General features: G+C 72.9%; 15 protein-coding genes. 9 read left to right on the forward strand and 6 right to left on the reverse strand.

All coding sequences use genetic code 11. The annotated features are described in order from the left end of the window. Nucleotides 1–62: 62 nt before the first annotated feature. From secD to ACH4NX_RS30555, 4 genes are all read right to left on the reverse strand, one after another. Nucleotides 63–2,381 carry a protein translocase subunit SecD gene (gene secD / locus ACH4NX_RS30540; protein WP_398129497.1) on the reverse strand — a complete coding sequence of 773 codons (2,319 nt, stop codon included), beginning with the start codon at nt 2,379–2,381 and terminating at the stop codon, nt 63–65. Between the two features lie 149 nt (nt 2,382–2,530). Next, nucleotides 2,531–2,959 carry a hypothetical protein gene (locus ACH4NX_RS30545; RefSeq protein ID WP_398129498.1) on the reverse strand — a complete coding sequence of 143 codons (429 nt, stop codon included), beginning with the start codon at nt 2,957–2,959 and terminating at the stop codon, nt 2,531–2,533. 155 nt (nt 2,960–3,114) lie between these two features. After that, nucleotides 3,115–3,858, reverse strand: coding sequence for a response regulator (locus ACH4NX_RS30550; RefSeq protein WP_398129499.1), 744 nt, complete (start codon nt 3,856–3,858; stop codon nt 3,115–3,117). Nucleotides 3,859–3,860: 2 nt separating this feature from the next. Continuing rightward, nucleotides 3,861–4,814 (reverse strand): HAMP domain-containing sensor histidine kinase, encoded by a 954-nt coding sequence (locus ACH4NX_RS30555; RefSeq protein ID WP_351391970.1) that lies wholly within the window; start codon nt 4,812–4,814, stop codon nt 3,861–3,863. A gap of 359 nt (nt 4,815–5,173) precedes the next feature. Here ACH4NX_RS30555 and ACH4NX_RS30560 point away from each other — a divergent pair, with 359 nt between their 5' ends. From ACH4NX_RS30560 to ACH4NX_RS30575, 4 genes are all read left to right on the forward strand, one after another. Then, a complete protein-coding gene (locus ACH4NX_RS30560) occupies nt 5,174–5,500 on the forward strand; it encodes a TraR/DksA C4-type zinc finger protein (RefSeq protein ID WP_351391905.1) in 327 nt (108 codons plus the stop codon). A gap of 55 nt (nt 5,501–5,555) precedes the next feature. Beyond that, complete coding sequence (locus ACH4NX_RS30565) at nt 5,556–5,945, forward strand: TraR/DksA C4-type zinc finger protein (protein WP_351391973.1); 390 nt, start codon at nt 5,556–5,558, stop codon at nt 5,943–5,945. Beyond that, the gene (locus tag ACH4NX_RS30570) at nt 5,942–6,766 is read left to right on the forward strand and encodes a rod shape-determining protein (protein WP_351391907.1); all 825 of its coding nucleotides are present in this window, start codon (nt 5,942–5,944) and stop codon (nt 6,764–6,766) included. The genes ACH4NX_RS30565 and ACH4NX_RS30570 overlap by 4 nt, the downstream gene beginning before the upstream one ends. A gap of 315 nt (nt 6,767–7,081) precedes the next feature. After that, nucleotides 7,082–7,720 (forward strand): hypothetical protein, encoded by a 639-nt coding sequence (locus ACH4NX_RS30575; protein WP_351391909.1) that lies wholly within the window; start codon nt 7,082–7,084, stop codon nt 7,718–7,720. Between the two features lie 195 nt (nt 7,721–7,915). Here ACH4NX_RS30575 and ACH4NX_RS30580 read toward each other — a convergent pair whose 3' ends face one another. Both ACH4NX_RS30580 and ACH4NX_RS30585 read right to left on the reverse strand, forming a co-directional pair. Further along, nucleotides 7,916–8,704 carry a hypothetical protein gene (locus ACH4NX_RS30580; protein ID WP_279564603.1) on the reverse strand — a complete coding sequence of 263 codons (789 nt, stop codon included), beginning with the start codon at nt 8,702–8,704 and terminating at the stop codon, nt 7,916–7,918. Nucleotides 8,705–8,866: 162 nt separating this feature from the next. Then, nucleotides 8,867–10,609: a PucR family transcriptional regulator gene (locus ACH4NX_RS30585; RefSeq protein ID WP_398129500.1), complete on the reverse strand. Its 1,743-nt coding sequence runs from the start codon at nt 10,607–10,609 to the stop codon at nt 8,867–8,869. Nucleotides 10,610–10,896: 287 nt separating this feature from the next. Here ACH4NX_RS30585 and ACH4NX_RS30590 point away from each other — a divergent pair, with 287 nt between their 5' ends. The 5 genes from ACH4NX_RS30590 (at nt 10,897) to ACH4NX_RS30610 (ending at nt 17,686) form a co-directional block, all read left to right on the forward strand. Then, nucleotides 10,897–11,787: a xanthine dehydrogenase family protein subunit M gene (locus tag ACH4NX_RS30590; protein ID WP_351391915.1), complete on the forward strand. Its 891-nt coding sequence runs from the start codon at nt 10,897–10,899 to the stop codon at nt 11,785–11,787. Then, nucleotides 11,787–12,437, forward strand: a complete 651-nt coding sequence (locus tag ACH4NX_RS30595; RefSeq protein ID WP_351391918.1) for a (2Fe-2S)-binding protein — start codon at nt 11,787–11,789, stop codon at nt 12,435–12,437. The genes ACH4NX_RS30590 and ACH4NX_RS30595 overlap by 1 nt, the downstream gene beginning before the upstream one ends. A 2-nt stretch (nt 12,438–12,439) precedes the next feature. Further along, nucleotides 12,440–14,824: a xanthine dehydrogenase family protein molybdopterin-binding subunit gene (locus ACH4NX_RS30600; protein ID WP_398129501.1), complete on the forward strand. Its 2,385-nt coding sequence runs from the start codon at nt 12,440–12,442 to the stop codon at nt 14,822–14,824. Nucleotides 14,825–15,024: 200 nt separating this feature from the next. Continuing rightward, the gene (locus ACH4NX_RS30605; RefSeq protein WP_398129502.1) at nt 15,025–16,482 is read left to right on the forward strand and encodes an NCS2 family permease; all 1,458 of its coding nucleotides are present in this window, start codon (nt 15,025–15,027) and stop codon (nt 16,480–16,482) included. 52 nt (nt 16,483–16,534) lie between these two features. Continuing rightward, nucleotides 16,535–17,686: an XdhC family protein gene (locus ACH4NX_RS30610; RefSeq protein ID WP_398129503.1), complete on the forward strand. Its 1,152-nt coding sequence runs from the start codon at nt 16,535–16,537 to the stop codon at nt 17,684–17,686. The last annotated feature ends 91 nt before the right edge of the window (nt 17,687–17,777 follow it).

Here is a 17,777-nt window from a genome sequence, read left to right on the forward strand (position 1 = left end):
GGCGCCCCGGGTCGGGCGCCCGGGTGAGTGGCGCGGGCGCGGGTGTCGCGAGCGCGGCTTCCCTACGGGACCTCCTGCCGTTCCGTGCGGCCGGCCGGCACCTTCTTCTCCGACCTCTCCTTCTTCTCCGTGCTCCGGCCCTCGCGACGCGCGGGACGGGACCCGCTGCCGCGGTCGTACATCTCGATGGCCAGCGGAGAGGCCGTGAACACCGAGGAGTACGTGCCGACCCCCACGCCGATCAGCAGGGCGAGGGCGAAGTCGGTGAGCGAGTCGTCGGCGAGGACGGCCAGTGAGGCGAGGATGAGCACCGCGCCCATACCGGTGTTGACCGTGCGCGGCAGGGTCTGCAGGATCGCCTGGTTCGTGAGCCGGGCGAACGACTGCTTCCGTTCCTTGCCGCCGAGCAGTTCCCGGATGCGGTCGAAGAGGACCACCGAGTCGTTGACCGAGTAGCCGATCACGGTCAGCAGCGCGGCCAGGAACACCCCGTCGATCGGCTTGCCCAGCCAGGCGAACACCCCGACCAGGATGACCACGTCGTGGGCGAGCGCGCCGACCGCGGCGGTTCCGAACAGCAACCGGAAGCGGACGGCGAGGTACAGCAACTGGGCGGCCAGGGCCAGGCCCAGGGCGATCAGGGCGTCCTTTCGCAGCTCCTCGCCCAGACTGGGGCCGATCAGCTCGTCGCGGACCTTCTCCGTCTCGCCGCCCAGCTCGCCGATGGCCTTGGTGACGGTGTCGGCCTCGGCGTTGGTCAGCTTCTCGGTGCGCACCGTGAGGTCGCTGTCACCGGAGGACTGGACGACGGCGCGGGGGAAGCCCGCGTCGGCGAGGGCGTCCCGTGCCCGGTCGGCGTCGACCGGGGTGGCCGTCGAGTACTCGATGAGCCGTCCGCCGGTGAACTCGATACCGAAGTCCAGGCCGCGGACCAGGATGCCGGAGCCGGCCACCACGAGGACGAGCGCGGAGGCGGCCAGCCAGCGGCGCGGCCGCCGCATCAGGAACGGGTCGCGGCGCAGCAGGGCGTCGCGGACCGGGCCGGTGGTGGAGATGCCGGTGATGTGCGGGCGGCGGAAGACCGCCGGGCGGCTCGCGGCGAACTCGGCCAGCACCCGGGTGATCACCAGGGCACTGACCATGGAGGCCAGGACACCGATGCCCAGGGTGACGCCGAAGCCCTTCACCGGACCGGAGGCCAGGAAGAACAGCAGCGCGGCGGCGATCAACGTGGTGATGTTGGAGTCGGCGATCGCGCTGAAGGCACTGCGGAAACCGGCGGTCAGCGACGAGCGCGTACTCGGGCGGGTACGGGCGGCCTGTTCCTCGCGAGCGCGTTCGAAGACAAGGACGTTGGCATCCACCGCCATGCCGATGGACAGGACGAAGCCGGCCAGGCCGGGCAGGGTCAGGGTGGCGCCGATCGCGGCCAGGGCGGCGTAGGAGATCAGGCCGTAGCAGAGCAGGGCCACGGTCGCGAGGGCGCCCATGAGCCGGTAGACGAAGATGATGAACAGCCCGGTCAGGGCGGTGCCGATGACGGCGGCCCAGGCGCCGGCCGAGATGGCCTCGTCGCCCAGGGTGGCGCCGATGGTGCGCTGCTCGATGGTCTCGACCGGTACGGGCAGGGCGCCGCCCTTGACGAGCAGGGCCAGATCGCGGGCCTCGGTGTCGTCGAAGGAGCCGGTGATCTGGGTGGACCCGCCGGTGATGCCCGCCCCGCAGGCCACGGAGGGGTCGACCTGCGGCGAAGAGATGATCTTGTTGTCGAGCACGATGGCGACCCGGCGCTGCGGATCGCCGGCCGGGTGACAGGCGGCTTGGCCGGTCACCTCGGCCCAGCGGTCACTGCCCGCGTCCTTGAAGTCGACGGTGACGTGCCACCCGGCTCCGCCCTGCTGGTCGAAGCGGGCGTCGGCACCCTTGACGTCCTGCCCGGTCAGCGTGGCGTCCTTGAGCCGGAGCGACATCCCGGACTCGTCCGGCAGCACGCGCTCGCCTTCCGTGCCGGACGAGGTCTCGGCGTCCTTCGCGGCGGCCTCTCCCTCGGCCTCTCCCGCTCCCTCCGCCTCGGCCGGGCCGAGCACCGAGTGGACGGTGAGCTGCGCGGTGCGGCCCAGTACGTCGGCCGCCTTCTTCGGGTCCTGCACGCCGGGCAGTTCGACGACGACGCGGTTGTCACCGGAGCGGACGATGGTCGGCTCGGCGACTCCGAGCGCGTCGATACGTCCGCGCAGCACCTCCACGGTGCGGTCGGTGGCCTCCCGGTCGGCCTTGGTGGTCTCGGTGGACTTGGTCTCCAGCACGATCTGGGTGCCGCCCCGCAGATCGAGCCCGAGGCGGATCGGCATGGTCAGGGCGATGGCCACGGCCCCGGCCATCACGAGGAGGGCGACGAGCGCTCGCCCCTTCAGTGAGTGCGGACGGGAGCGGGGACGGGAACGTTTCAACACGGGCCTCCGGCGGGCACGCCGCGGCAGCGGCCCAGCGCGGCCGCGGCAAGGAAGGTGAAAGGTCGTTGACGGGTGTCTCAGGTGCCGGAGGAGACGGGGGGAGCCCGCACGCGGTCGTGACTCGTGCGGCCGGGGGACACGGGAACGGAGCCGGACGGCGCCGTGGTCCGCCCGTGGGCGGCCGGGGCGGCGCCCGTGAAGCGCGCGGTGGTGGCGAGGCGGTCCGGGGGAGCCGGACGCTCACCGAGGTGGTCGTGCCGGGACCTGGCCTGGGCGGCGCAGGCGGTGGCACAGCCGTCGTCGGCGTGGTACCCGGTGTCCGGGTCCGGGAGGGTCGTCGCCGCGGGCACCGGGACCTGCCCCACGACGGCGACGGACGCGCCCGTCGCCGCGGGTCCGGCCGGGACCAGCGTCAGCAGGACGGCCAGCAGCACGGTGAGTGTCGCCGCCGGCCCGTGCCGCGTGGCGCAGACGGGCGTGGGGGCGGTGCGGCGTGCGGGGCGCATGCACCGTCCCCTTTCGTGGTGGGCGATCGGTCGGTCGGACTGCGGTGCGGGCGGTGCGGGCGGTGCGCGAGCCCGGGGCTCCGGCCGGGGAGTGGGCGGCCAGAACCTCGGGCGGTTCGGGGGGTTCGGGGGGCCTCGGGGCTCGCCCGGGCTCGTCAGGGTTCGATGAGCCCGGCCCGGATGGCGTAGCGGGTCAGTTCCAGGCGGTCGCGCAGACCGAGTTTCTGGAGGAGGTTCGCCCGGTGCCGCTGGACGGTCTTGATGCTGATGAAGAGGATCTCGGCGATCTCCTTCGAGGAGTGGCCCTCGGCGACGAGCTTGAGCACCTCCTCCTCGCGGGGCGTGAGGATGTGGTCGGCGCTCTCCTCCCCGTGCCGCACCCGGTCGAGGTAGTTGCGGATCAGCGCCGTCACCGCGCCCGGGTAGAGGAAGGGCTCGTCGCGCATCGCGGCCCGGCAGGCGGCGACCAGGTCGCGGTCGGCGACGGACTTCAGGACGTATCCGCAGGCCCCCGACTTCAGTGCCTGGAACAGGTACTGCTCGTTGTCGTGCATCGTCAGCATCAGGATGCGCAGCCCCGGCTTCAGCGCGGCCAGCTCGCGGGCGGCCTGGAGGCCGGTCAGGCGGGGCATCGCGATGTCCAGGACCGCCAGGTCGACGGTGTGGGTCCGCGCCATGTCGATGGCCTCCGCACCGTCGCCGGCCTCGGCGACCACCTCGAGGTCCGGCTCCCGGTCGAGGATGAGCCGTACGCCGCGGCGTACCAGCGCGTGGTCGTCGGCGAGCAGGATGCGGATCCTGGCCGGACCGGGCGCGGGGGCCGCGGACGTGCCGGAGGCGGTCGGGCCGGAGGCGGACGTGCCGGACGCGGTCGGCTCGGGCAGGGACGGGTCGGACATGGTCAGGGCTGCTTCCTGGGGACGGGTGCGGTGAGCCGGATGCGGGTGCCGGCGCCGGGTGCCGAGGTGATGTCGAGGGCGGCCCCGATGAGCAGGGCCCGTTCGCGCATGCCGCGGATGCCGGCACCCTCGCACGCCGCCTCGATGCCGCGGCCGTCGTCGGCGATGGTGAGCGTCACCGCGCCGTCGGCGGGGGCGAGACCCACCTCCACTCGCTCGGCGTCCGAGTGGCGAGCCGCGTTGGTCAGGCTCTCCTGCGCGACACGGTAGAGGACCAGCTCGGTCTCGGGGTCCAGGTCGGGCAGATCGGCGTCGAAACGACGCGTCACCCGCAGCCCCGTGTGGGTGGCGAAGTCGTGGGTGAGCGAGGACAGCGCGCTGACCAGGCCCAGATCGTCCAGGACACCGGGCCGGAGCCGGCGTACCAGGCGGCGGACCTCGTCCAGGCTCTCCCGGGTGATCTCCTGCGCCTGCTGCAACTCCTCGCGCAGCGGCTGGTCGGCGTCGTCCGCGGCACGCCCCAGGACCAGCAGGATCGCGGTCATGCTCTGCCCGACCTCGTCGTGCAGCTCTTGGGCGATACGGCGCCGCTCCGCCTCCTGGGCGAGCAGGACACGGGCGGTGCTCGTGGCCCGTTCGTGCTCCAGCCGCTCGAGCATGGCGTTGAAGGTGCGGATCAGCTCGGGGACCTCACCGCCGCCGGACACCGGCAGCCGCTGGCCGGGGCGCAGCAGGTCGACGGTGGTCATCAGCTTCGTGAGCCGGTCCAGTGGCGACAGGCCCCAGCGCAGCAGGGCGCCGTTGGCGACCAGCATCACGCCCAGCCCGCCCACCAGGATGACGGCCTCGGTCAGCAGGACCGGTACGGAGACGGTCACCGGAGCCCACAGCAGCAGTGCCGTGGCGAAGCCCAGCACCACCGCGTTGAGCCCGAAGATCCGCCAGAACAGGGACACCGGGGGGTACGCCTCCTTCTGCGACGCGTCGACTGGTACGCCTCTACTGTCGGTCATCGCGCACCCTCGGTGGGAGCCGCGGCCTGGTTCGCGACAGAGCAAACGACCAGCCTGCCCGTCCGGCCCTCGGCGGTCGATGGGGTCTGACCCCCATTTCTGGATCACGGCACACCCATGTGGCCGCCACACCGCGACGCCGCCGAGTGGATGCTCCGTCCCCGGGCAAATGGGGCCTGCGCCCGATGGGCTTCCTCCGACGGCCCGGCCATGGTTGAGGCTGACCGGGTCCGTTCGGCCCGGCGACAGGCATACCCGCAGGCCCTTCTGAGAAGCAGGCCCGGTTGAGAAGAGGAATCGCCGTGTCTCTCGACACCTCCCGCATCGAACCCCGCCCGGAACGCCTGACGGCTCACGAGGCACGCCAGCGTCTCGAGCACGCCCGCAACACCCGTATGACCCAGCTGCGGGCACTCGGCGAGAGCGGCCAGGCGGACGACCAGCTGATGTCCGCGCAGAAGGCCGCCATCGACCGGGTCCTCAAGGAGATCGAGGAGGCCTTCGCCCGTATCGAGGACGGCACCTACGGCACCTGCCTGGGCTGCGGCAAGCCCGTCCCGGGGGAGCGCCTGGAAATCCTCCCCTACACCCGGTACTGCGTCGCCTGCCAGCGCCGCGCCGCCGCCTGACCACCGTCCGTCCAGTCTTCGTCTCCCGCCCTGCCCAAGGGGTGAAGTGGGTGAAGTGGTGAACAACCAGATCATCGGCGACCGCGACACGCTCCTGTCGCCTCTGCCGTCCCTGTCGCCCGAGGACCTCGCCGCGCTCCGGGACAACCTGCACGAGCAGCGGCTGTTCCGCGAGGAGCAGCTGCGGCAGATCGCGGCCGTCCCGTCCCGCGCCGACGAGCTGATCCAGCGGCGGTCCGCCGCGCAGACCGAGGTGCGGGTCAAGCTCGTGGCCTCCGCGCGCATGGTCCTCGCCGACGTGGAGGCGGCACTCGAGCGCATGGCCGAGGGCCGTTACGGCGTCTGTCACCTGTGCCGGCGTCCCATCGACCGCGAGCGCCTGGTGATCGTGCCGCAGGCCCGCTACTGCGCCCGCTGCCAGCAGGTGCGGGAGGCCGGACGATGACCGTGGTCCGCCGGCCCCGTGCCGTCCTCGGCCGGCATCGCCCGTGGCCCCTGTGCCGGCAGTGCACCGGCGTCGCCCTCGACATGGGCAGCGCCCGGACCCGCGCCTGGGTCGCCGGGCGCGGCATGATCCTCGACGTGCCGACGGTGACCTTCCCCGGCGTCGGCGCGGTGTACCCCATCCAGCGCGGCTCGATCGTCGACACCCAGGGCACGGCCCGGATGCTCGACCGGCTGCTCGGCCACCGACTGCCCCGCTTCGCCCGTCCCCTGGTCGTGGTGACCGCGCCGGTGCTGGACGGGTTCGCCTACCGGGCCGAGGCCCGTACGGCCGTGGAGGTGCTGCGCCCGCGCAGCGTGCTGACCGTCCCCAGCGCGCGGGCCGTGGCCCTCGCGGCGGGCGCGGACCTGTCCCGGCCGTTGCTCGTGATGGACATCGGCGCGCACCTCACCGAGGTGGTGCTCCTGGTGGACGGCGCCGTCTTCGACGCGCGCCGCACCGCGCTGGGCACGGGGGACATCGACGACGCCACCCCGGCCGCGCGGATCGGCGAGGCGGTGGCCGACATGACGACCTCGATGCTGCGGCAGGACGACACGTCCTTCACCGTCGACGCCCTGAGCCGGGGCCCGCTGCTCGCGGGCGGGGGCGCCCTGCGGCCCGAGATCACCTGCCGGCTCACCAACAACCTGCACGTGCCCGTGCGTGCCGTGCCGGCCCCGCACACCGCCGCCCTCCGCGGCGCCGCCAAGCTGCTGGAAGCCGCGCACTCCCACCCGTCGACCACGGGCACGGACCCACCGGACGAACACCCGCGCTGACCGGCTACCGCCGTACGGGGTGACGCACGAGGGGGCGGGGGCGGGGGAGGCTGGGCCCCGGCCCGTCCGTGGGGACGCACCCGGCGCACACCCGCCCGGCGCGCCCGGGCCCCGGCCCTTTCACACACGTGCCCGCCCCCTTCGCGCACGTGCCCGCCCCCTTCGCATACGGCACTCCAGTCCTGTCCACGTGCGCTCCGGCCGTACCGCCCGCCCACCGTGACCCGAGCCCCACCCCGGCCCCCCCCGGTCGCAGGCCGGGTCGGCGTCGACGGTGCCGAACCGGCTGCCCCACCCCTTGGAAGGAGGCACTCCGTGGCTGGTGAGATACCTCCGGCGCAGCCACCGCCCGCCGCTCCCGACCCCGGACGACATCCGTACCTCCTGCTGTGGCAGTGGCGCCGCAACCCGCTGCGGCGCCGTACCGACCGGCTGCGGGCGTGGGTCGCCCTCGGGCTGCTGCTCGCCGTGCTGGCGGCGGCCCCGGCGGCGATGTTCGCGGTCGGTGACGCCGCCCACCGCCACTACCGGGGCACCGCCGAGCACGAGGCCGAGACCCGGGACCACCGCCCCGCGGTCCTCGTGTACGACGCCCCGCGCCACCCGGAGCCCGGATCGGACGAGGCGAGGGAGACCCGGTACCCGGTCAAGGTGCGGTTCACCGGCCCGGACGGCCGGACGCGGACCGGGGAGACCGACGTCGAGCCGGGGCTGCCCGCGGACAGCACCGTTCTCGTCTGGGTCGACACGGCTGGGAAGATCGCCGAACCACCGTTGACCGCGGAGCAGGCCCGCAGCCGCACGATGGGCTGGGCGATCCTCGCCTTCCTGGGCGTCGTCCTCGCCGGCCTCGCCGCGTACGCGGCCACCTGCCTCGTGCTGCGACGGCGCAACCTCGCCGGATGGGACGCCGCCTGGGCCGCCACGGCCCCGCGCTGGAGCAGGTTCCCGTGACGGCGGCGGCCAACGAGGCGGTGACCAGTGACGGCGGTGACGGTGGGGACCCCCGTCACGGCGGTGACCAGTGACGGTCACCGGCCGATGACGGCGCCCTCCTGACGGGAGGCGGCAGACAGCCCGCGGCACCGCAGCCCCGCGGCAGGCGGCAGGCGCGCACCGTCAGGCCGTCGCCGCGCCCGCCGCGCACCGTCAGGCCGTCGCCGCGCCCGGCGCCGGCGGTGCCAGTTGCCGCGCCAGCCACGTCGGCACCCCGCCGAGCAGCCGGAACAGCCGCCGCGCCTCCTCCCGCAACCGCGACGCCTCGGGTTCGGCCTCCGCGTCCGCGAGCGACACCAGCGCCGGCGCCGTACCGACGAGGTATCCCAGCTCCTCACGGATCCGCAGCGACTCGGCGAAGCCGTGCCGCGCGTCGGCCAACTCCCCCTCCCGCAGGGCGAGTCCCGCCAGATGCCGCCAGGTGAAGGACTGGAGCAGCGGATCGGCGTGCGCGGTCGCCCCCGCGTGGGCCCGCCGGTACGCCGCCCGGGCGGCCTGCGGCGACCGTGTCAGGTTCTCCGCGAGCAGCCCGCGCCGGAAGTCCAGCAACGCCCGCCCCCCGGCCCCCGGAGGGATCAGCGCCGCCGCCCGGCCCAGCGCGGCCCGTGCCTCGTCGGCGCGGTCGCGTACCCCGTGCACGGTGGCGGCGTACGCGAGCTGCCCGCGTTCGCAGGCGGCGGCCCCGCGCTCGTCGTCGCTGTCGGCCAGAGCCTCCGCGGTGCGCAGCGCGTCCTCAGCCTGGGCCCACCCCTGCTCGGTGTACAGACACCGCTCGACCAGCAGCGCGGTCCGCTGCAACGCGGTGGCCGCGGTGACCGGCTCCAGCAGGGCCGCCGCGTCGGCCCAGCAGGCGCGCGAGCGCAACCGCCACACCGCGGTCTGGAGCGGATCGTCACCCTCGGTCGTTCCCCAACCAGAACCAGCCATGGCGGAATGCGCCACGTTGCCCTCCCCTTAGCACGCCATCGAGCTCTCGAGTGGTGGGCGCATCTCAGCACGGATCCGGCGGCCCGGCCAAGGGTATGGGTGAAATTTTTCACAAAGTCGTGGGACTTCCCGTCCCGAGGTTTGGGAGCACCCCGGGCCGGGCGGATGCCCTGGGACTCAGCTCATCCGCAGTGCCAGGAAGAAATCCAGCTTGTCCTCGAGCCGCGACAGGTCACGTCCCGTCAACTGCTCGATTCGTCCGACGCGGTAGCGCAGCGTGTTGACGTGCAGGTGGAGCCGGTTCGCGCAGCGCGTCCAGGAGCCGTCGCAGTCGAGGAACGACTCCAGCGTCGGGATCAGTTCGGCGCGGTGGCGGCGGTCGTAGTCCCGCAGCGGGTCCAGCAGCCGGGCGGTGAAGGCCCGGCGGACGTCGTCGGGGACGAAGGGGAGCAGCAGGACGTGCGAGGCCAGTTCGTGGTGGCCCGCCGCGCACACCCGGCCGGGGCGCGCCGCGGCGACCCGCCGCGCGTGCCGTGCCTCCTCCAGCGCGCCGCGCAGCCCCTCCGCCGAGTGCACGGCCGCGCTGACCCCGAGCGTGACCCGCCCGTCGCCGTCCAGCCCCGCCGACAGCGGCTCCCGTACGGACTCCAGCAGCGCGTCCGCGAGGATGCCGGCCTCGGAGCCGTCGTGCTCGCTGGAGACCGCGGGGAGCGGTACCAGGGCGACGGCCTCGTCTCCGGTGTGCGCCACGGCGATGCGGTCGGACTGCTCGGGGCCCGTGGCCAGCGGGTCGACGAGTATCTCCTCCAGCAGGGTCTGGGCGACCGAACCGGTCTCCGCCGAGCCGTCCGAGCCGTCCGGTCCGCGGCCCGGTCCGCCGTCCGGGCCGTCCGCCCACTCGACGCGGGCGACGACGACCTGCCAGTGCGGGGCCGCGCCTAGGCCCGGCAGCAGGACCGGCGCCGCGACCCGCAGCCGGGCCGCGATCTCGGCGGGCGCGGCGCCCGTCTGCACCAGTTCCAGGACCTCCTGCGCGAGCCGCCGCCGCACCGTGCGCGCCGCGTCCCGCCGGTCCCGCTCGACCGCGATCAGCTGTGTGACCCCGTACAGCAGGTCGAGCCGCTCCTCGGCCCACTCCCCGGCGTCGGCCTCCACGACCAGCAGCCAGTCGGACAGCACCGTCTCGCGCACGTCCCGGGCGGCCTGCGGCAGACGCCCCGCGCCGGGCACCGCCGAACGGTGCTCCGCGCCGCGCACCGGGAAGAGGCTGTACGTCGTCGCGCCCAGGGTCGCCCGATGCGGCGCGCGGCGGCCCGCGCGGGTGGCCGAGAGATGCTCCGCCGCCAGCTTCGCGCACACCTCGGCACTCAGCGCGGGACCCGAGTCCTTCGGGCCGGCGACCGGCCGCCCGGTCGGGGAGAGCACCCAGGCCCGCAGGTCCAGGTCGGAGCCGAGCAGGTCCAGGACCACGTCGGGTCCGCCGCCCGCCGGACCGGAGGTCATCATCCGGCGGTGCCGGTCCACCACGGCCGCGAGGTCCCCGGCCCGCTCACCGGACACCTGGCGGACGACGTGCTCGGTGATGGTCGCGAAGGCCACCGACTCGTTCACCGCGAACAGCGGCAGCCGGTGCCGCGCGCACGCCGCCACCATGTCCTCGGGCACCCGCCCCAGCTCCGCCTCACCGGCGGCCAGCGCCGCCACCCCGGCCTGCACCAGGATCCGGACGAACGGCTCGGAGTCGGCGGCGTCCCGGCGCCAGGCCAGGCCGGTGAGCACCAGCTCCCCGCCCGAGAGATAGCGGCTGGGGTCCCGCAGGTCGGTGGTCATCACGCCCCGCACGGAGCGGTCCAGCTCGTCCTCGCCGCCGAGCAGCTTGAGGCCCAGCGCGTCGGTGTCCAGCAGTGCGCGCAGCCGCATTCTCGTCGCCGCCGTTCTTTGTCTCGAAGTGTTCCAGGTCACGCGGCTGTGTCGCCCGTTTCCGGAGGAAAGCGAGGAGGTCACTGAGGACCTCCTTTCATACGAATCTACAAGATGCCCGCGCTGGCCAGCCAACTCCTTCATGGTTTCTGCGACTGACCCTGGTGGAGCACCGGGCGGTGTACTGAGCCCACTCCACGTGAACAGCACTTGAACGAGCCGGGCCCGCCGCACACGGATTGGCTCAATCTGTACGCCCCACAAGTAGACGAAGAAGAGAGCCGGTCATGGACTTCCTTCGCCCCGCCAGCTGGGAGGAGGCGCTCGCCGCGAAGGCCGAGCACCCCACCGCTGTGCCGATTGCGGGTGGCACCGACGTGATGGTCGAGATCAACTTCGACCACCGCCGGCCCGAGTACCTCATGGACCTGAACCGCATCGGTGACCTGACCGAGTGGGAGGTCGCGGAGGATTCCGTACGGCTCGGTGCCTCCGTGCCCTACGCCAGGATCATGGAGAACCTGCGCACCGAGCTGCCGGGTCTCGCCCTCGCCTCGCACACGGTCGCCTCCCCGCAGATCCGTAACCGCGGCGGCGTGGGCGGGAACCTCGGCACCGCCTCCCCGGCCGGCGACGCCCACCCGGCGCTGCTGGCGGCCGGCGCGGAGGTCGAGGCCGAGTCGGTGCGCGGCAGGCGCCTGATCCCGATCGACGACTTCTACACGGGCGTCAAGCGCAACGCGCTGGAGCCCGACGAGCTGATCCGCGCCGTGCACGTCAGGAAGGCCGACGGCCCGCAGCAGTTCTCCAAGGTCGGCACCCGCAACGCCATGGTCATCGCCGTGTGCGCCTTCGGCCTCGCCCTGCACCCCGAGACCCGCACGGTCCGCACCGGCATCGGTTCGGCCGCGCCCACCCCGGTCCGTGCCAAGGCGGCCGAGGAGTTCCTGAACGCGGCGCTCGAAGAGGGCGGCTTCTGGGACAACGGAAAGATCGTCACCCCGTCGGTCGCCAAGCAGTTCGCCGACCTGTGCTCGGCCGCCTGCAACCCGATCGACGACGTCCGGGGCACCGCGAGCTACCGCCGCCACGCGGTCGGCGTCATGGCCCGCCGGACACTGACCTGGACCTGGGAGTCGTACCGCGGCGCCCGCCACACCACGGAGGGAGCGGCGTAATGCGCGTCAACTTCACTGTCAACGGACGTCCGCAGGAAGCCGACGACGTGTGGGAGGGCGAGTCCCTGCTGTACGTGCTGCGCGAGCGGATGGGCCTGCCCGGCTCCAAGAACGCCTGTGAGCAGGGCGAGTGCGGCTCCTGCACGGTCCGCCTGGACGGCGTTCCGGTGTGCTCCTGTCTGGTCGCGGCCGGTCAGGCGCAGGGCCGCGAGGTGGTCACCGTCGAGGGCCTGGCCGACTTCGCCAAGGAGCGCGCCGAGGCCTGCGCCACCGGCGCCTGCTCCAGCGCGAGCAGCGGAAGCAACGGCAACGGCAACGGAAAGGGCACGGGCACGGGCACGGGCACGGGTAAGGGCACCACCCTCGACGAGGCCAAGCGCTGGCAGGCCAAGGGCACCGACTCCCAGACCGGTGAGGGCACCGAACTGGCCCCCGTCCAGCAGGCGTTCATCGACGCCGGCGCCGTCCAGTGCGGCTTCTGCACGCCCGGTCTGCTGGTCGCCGCCGACGAGATGCTGGAGCGCAACCCGAACCCGACCGACGCGGACATCCGCGAGGCGCTGTCGGGCAACCTGTGCCGCTGCACGGGCTACGAGAAGATCATGGACGCGGTCCGCCTGGCCGCGGCCCGTCAGTCCGAGGGGGTCTGAGCATGGCTGCCACCGGCGCACCCACCAAAATCACCCAGGGTTCCCAGACCAGGGGCGGCATCGGCGAGTCCACGCTCCGCCCGGACGGCACCCTCAAGGTCACCGGCGAGTTCGCGTACTCCTCCGACATGTGGCACGAGGACATGCTCTGGGGCCAGATCCTGCGCTCCACCGTCGCACACGCCGAGATCGTCTCCATCGACACCGGCGAGGCCCTCGCCATGGCCGGCGTCCACGCCGTCATGACCTACGACGACCTGCCCACCGAGGTCCGCGCCTACGGCCTGGAGATCCAGGACACCCCGGTCCTCGCGCACGGCAAGGTACGCCACCACGGCGAACCGGTCGCGATCGTCGCCGCCGACCACCCGGAGACCGCGCGCCGCGCCGCCGCCAAGATCAAGGTCGAGTACCGCGAACTGCCCGTCATCACCGACGAGGCCTCCGCGACCGCCGCCGACGCGATCCTCGTCCACGAGAACCGCGACGACCACCACATCGGCCACGTCCCGCACCCCAACATCGTGCACCGCCAGCCGATCATCCGCGGCGACGCCGACGGGGCCGCCGCCCGCGCCGACGTGATCGTCAAGGGCGAGTACTACTTCGGCATGCAGGACCAGGCCTTCCTCGGCCCGGAGTCCGGCCTCGCGGTGCCGTCCGAGGACGGCGGCGTCGACCTCTACATCGCCACCCAGTGGCTGCACTCCGACCTGAAGCAGATCGCCCCGGTCCTCGGCCTGCCCGAGGACAAGGTGCGCATGACGCTGTCCGGCGTCGGCGGCGCGTTCGGTGGGCGCGAGGACCTGTCGATGCAGATCCACGCCTGCCTGCTGGCGATGCGCACCGGCAAGCCGGTCAAGATCGTCTACAACCGCTTCGAGTCCTTCTTCGGCCACGTCCACCGCCACCCGGCCCGGCTCTTCTACGAGCACGGCGCCACCAGCGACGGCAGGCTCACGCACCTGAAGTGCCGCATCGTCCTGGACGGCGGCGCCTACGCCTCCGCCTCCCCGGCGGTCGTCGGCAACGCCGCCTCCCTGGCCGTCGGCCCGTACGTGGTCGACGACGTGGACATCGAGGCCGTCGCCCTCTACTCCAACAACCCGCCCTGCGGCGCCATGCGCGGCTTCGGCGCGGTCCAGGCGTGCTTCGCCTACGAGGCGCAGATGGACAAGGTGGCCAAGGAACTCGGCATGGACCCGGTGGAGTTCCGCCGGATCAACGCCATGGAGCAGGGCACCATCATGCCCACCGGTCAGCCGGTCGACTCCCCGGCGCCGGTCGCCGAGCTCCTGCGCCGCGTCAAGGCGATGCCGATGCCTCCCGAGCGCCAGTGGGAGTCCAGCGAGGGCGCCGACGTACGGCAGCTGCCCGGCGGCCTGTCCAACACCACGCACGGCGAGGGTGTCGTCCGTGGCGTCGGCTACGCGGTCGGCATCAAGAACGTCGGCTTCTCCGAGGGCTTCGACGACTACTCCACGGCCAGGGTCCGCATGGAGGTCGTCGGCGGCGAGCCGGTGGCCACCGTGCACACCGCCATGGCGGAGGTCGGCCAGGGCGGCGTCACCGTCCACGCGCAGATCGCCCGCACCGAGCTGGGTGTCACGCAGGTGACCATCCACCCGGCGGACACCCAGGTCGGCTCGGCCGGCTCCACCTCCGCCTCCCGGCAGACGTACGTCACCGGCGGCGCCGTGAAGAACGCCTGCGAGCTGGTGCGCGAGAAGGTCCTGGAGATCGGGCGCCGCAAGTTCGGCTCCTACCACCCGGCCTGGGCCACCGCCGAACTCCTCCTGGAGGGCGGCAAGGTCGTCACCGACGGCGGCGAGGTCCTGTCCGACCTCGTGGATGTCCTGGAGGGCGAGGCCGTCGAGGTCGAGGAGGAGTGGCGGCACCGGCCGACCGAGGCCTTCGACCTGCGCACCGGCCAGGGCAACGGCCACGTCCAGTACTCCTTCGCCGCGCACCGCGCCGTCGTCGAGGTCGACACCGAACTCGGCCTGGTCAAGGTGATCGAGCTGGCCTGCGCCCAGGACGTCGGCAAGGCGCTCAACCCGCTCTCCGTCATCGGCCAGATCCAGGGCGGCACCGTCCAGGGCCTGGGCATCGCGGTGATGGAGGAGATCGTCGTCGACCCCAAGACCGCGAAGGTCAAGAACCCGTCCTTCACGGACTACCTGCTCCCCACCATCCTCGACACGCCGACCATCCCGGTCGACGTGCTCGAACTCGCCGACGACCACGCCCCGTACGGGCTGCGCGGCATCGGCGAGGCCCCCACCCTGTCGTCGACCCCGGCGGTCCTCGCGGCCATCCGGAACGCGACCGGGCTGGCGCTCGACCGCACGCCGGTACGACCGGAGCACCTCACCGGCACGGCGTGACAAGGACTCCGGGCGGCGCACGGAACGTCACACACTCCGCGCCGCCCGGAGCACACCCCGGCCCCCGCTCCGCTCGCGGGGATTCAGGCACCACCACTCGCGTTCGTCTCGGGCCGTCCCCCGGGTCGTACCCATCCCAAATCCCGCGACCGCTCCCGCGGTCGAGCCGGGTGCACCTATGAACCTTGGGAGACGGCCCCATGACCCAGCAGTCAGTGGAGCCCAAGACCACCGCCGAGGACGCGGGCGCGGGCTCCCGCGTCCCCGCCGGCCGGTCTTGGCTCGACCGGTACTTCCACATCACCCACCGAGGATCCACCGTCGCGCGTGAGGTGCGCGGCGGCACCACCACCTTCATGGCGATGGCGTACATCGTCCTGCTCAACCCCGTGATCCTGTCCGGCAGGGACGCCGCGGGGGACACCCTGGGCCAGAAGGCCCTGATCACCGCGACGGCGCTCGCCGCGGCGGTCACCACGCTCCTGATGGGCTTCGTCGGCAAGGTGCCGCTCGCCCTGGCCGCCGGACTCTCGGTGTCCGGGGTGATCGCCGGACAGGTCGTCCCGCAGATGACCTGGCCGCAGGCCATGGGCATGTGTGTGATGTACGGTGTCGTGATCATGCTGCTTGTGGTCACCGGGATCCGTGAGATGATCATGAACGCGATCCCGCTCGCCCTCAAGCACGGCATCACCATGGGCATCGGCCTGTTCATCGCCATCATCGGCCTGGTCAAGGGCGGTTTCGTACACGCGGGCAAGGCGACCCCGCTCACCCTCGGACCCGCCGGCGAACTCGCGGGCTGGCCCGTCCTGCTCTTCGCGGGCACCCTGCTCCTGATCTTCATGCTCCAGGCGCGCGACATGCCCGGCGCGATCCTGATCGGCATCGTCACCGGCACGATCGTCGCCGCCGTGCTGAACGCCACCGGCGTCATCGACCCCGAGCAGTGGGCCAACGGCGCCCCCGAACTGCACGGCAGCGCCGTCTCCGTGCCGGACTTCTCGCTCTTCGGCGACCTGGAGTTCGGCGGCTGGGGCGAGGTCGGCGCGATGACGGTCGGCATGATCGTCTTCACGCTGGTGCTGGCCGGGTTCTTCGACGCGATGGCCACGATCATCGGCGTCGGCACCGAGGCGAAGCTCGCCGACGACAAGGGCCGGATGCCGGGCCTGTCGAAGGCGCTGTTCGTCGACGGCGCAGGCGGCGCGATCGGCGGTGTGGCGGGCGGCTCCGGCCAGACCGTCTTCGTCGAGTCGGCGACCGGCGTCGGCGAGGGCGCCCGCACCGGACTGGCCTCCGTGATCACCGGCCTGTTCTTCGCGGCCTGCCTCTTCTTCACGCCGATCACCGCGATCGTGCCGCAGGAAGTCGCCTCCGCCGCGCTGGTCGTCATCGGCGCGATGATGATGATGAACGCCCGGCACGTCGACTGGGCCGACCGGGCCACCGCGATCCCGGTCTTCCTGACCGTCGTCCTGATGCCGTTCACGTACTCCATCACGGCGGGTGTCGCCGCCGGCGTCATCTCCTACGTCGCCATCAAGGCCGCCCAGGGCAAGGCGCGCGAGATCGGCGCGTTCATGTGGGTCCTGACGGTGATCTTCATCGTCTACTTCGCCCTCAACCCGATCGAGAGCTGGCTGGGCGTGCACTAGCCGCGGCCACGGGAACCCCTTCCATATCACCGCGTCGTGAGGAGACCGACAGATGCTGGACATCGCCGAAGAGCTGAACCGGTGGGTCGAGCAGGGACGCGACTTCGCCGTGGCCACCGTGGTGGCCGTCAGCGGCAGCGCACCCCGCCGGCCCGGCGCCGCCCTCGCGGTGGACGCCGAGGGCACGGCGATCGGCTCGGTCTCCGGCGGCTGTGTGGAGGGGGCCGTGTACGAGCTGTGCCGGCAGGCGCTGGACGACGGCGAAACCGTCCTCGAGCGCTTCGGCTACAGCGACGAGGACGCCTTCGCCGTGGGCCTGACCTGCGGCGGGGTCATCGACATCCTCGTCACGCCGGTACGGGCGGACGACCCCGCCCGTCCGGCACTGGCGGCCGCGCTCGCCGCCGCCGCCCGGGGTGAGGCGGCGGCGGTGGCCCGGATCGTGAGCGGCCCCGCGGAACTGACGGGCCGCGCACTCGTCGTCCATCCGGACGGCACGTCCGAGGGCGGCTTCGGGGCGCACCCCGAACTGGACCGCACGGTGGCCGCCGAGGCGGGCGCCCTCCTGGACGCCGGCCGCACCGGCACCCTGGAGATAGGAGAGCAGGGCTCGCGTTGCGGAGCACCGCTCACACTTCTGGTCGAGTCCTCCGTCCCGGCACCCCGCATGATCGTCTTCGGCGCGATCGACTTCGCCTCGGCACTGGTCCGCGCCGGCAAGTTCCTCGGCTACCACGTGACGGTCTGCGACGCCCGCCCCGTCTTCGCGACGAAGGTCCGCTTCCCCGACGCGGACGACATCGTCGTCGAGTGGCCCCACGAGTACCTCGCACGCACCGAGGTCGACGCGCGCACGGTGCTGTGCGTCCTGACCCACGACGCCAAGTTCGACGTACCGCTCCTCCGGCTCGCCCTGCGCCTGCCGGTGGCCTACGTCGGCGCGATGGGCTCCCGCCGCACCCACCTCGACCGCAACGCCCGCCTGCGCGAGGTCGGCGTGAGCGACCTGGAGCTGACCCGCCTCAGGTCACCCATCGGCCTCGACCTCGGCGCCCGCACCCCCGAGGAGACGGCCCTGTCCATCGCCGCCGAGATCATCGCGACCCGCCGCGGCGGCACGGGCGCCTCCCTGACCGGCGCCCACACCCCGATCCACCACGACGGCCCGTCGACACCGGGGGGGCGCATCGGGTCGGTGGCCTGAGCAGTGCCGACCCCTGCTTGACCTGCACCTCCCAAGCTGGGAGCGCGAGCGATTCTCGGCACTCGAAAACCCCGGTCATCCTTGAGTTCCA

This window comes from Streptomyces sp. NPDC017225 (assembly GCF_044331465.1).
Lineage (GTDB): Bacteria > Actinomycetota > Actinomycetes > Streptomycetales > Streptomycetaceae > Streptomyces.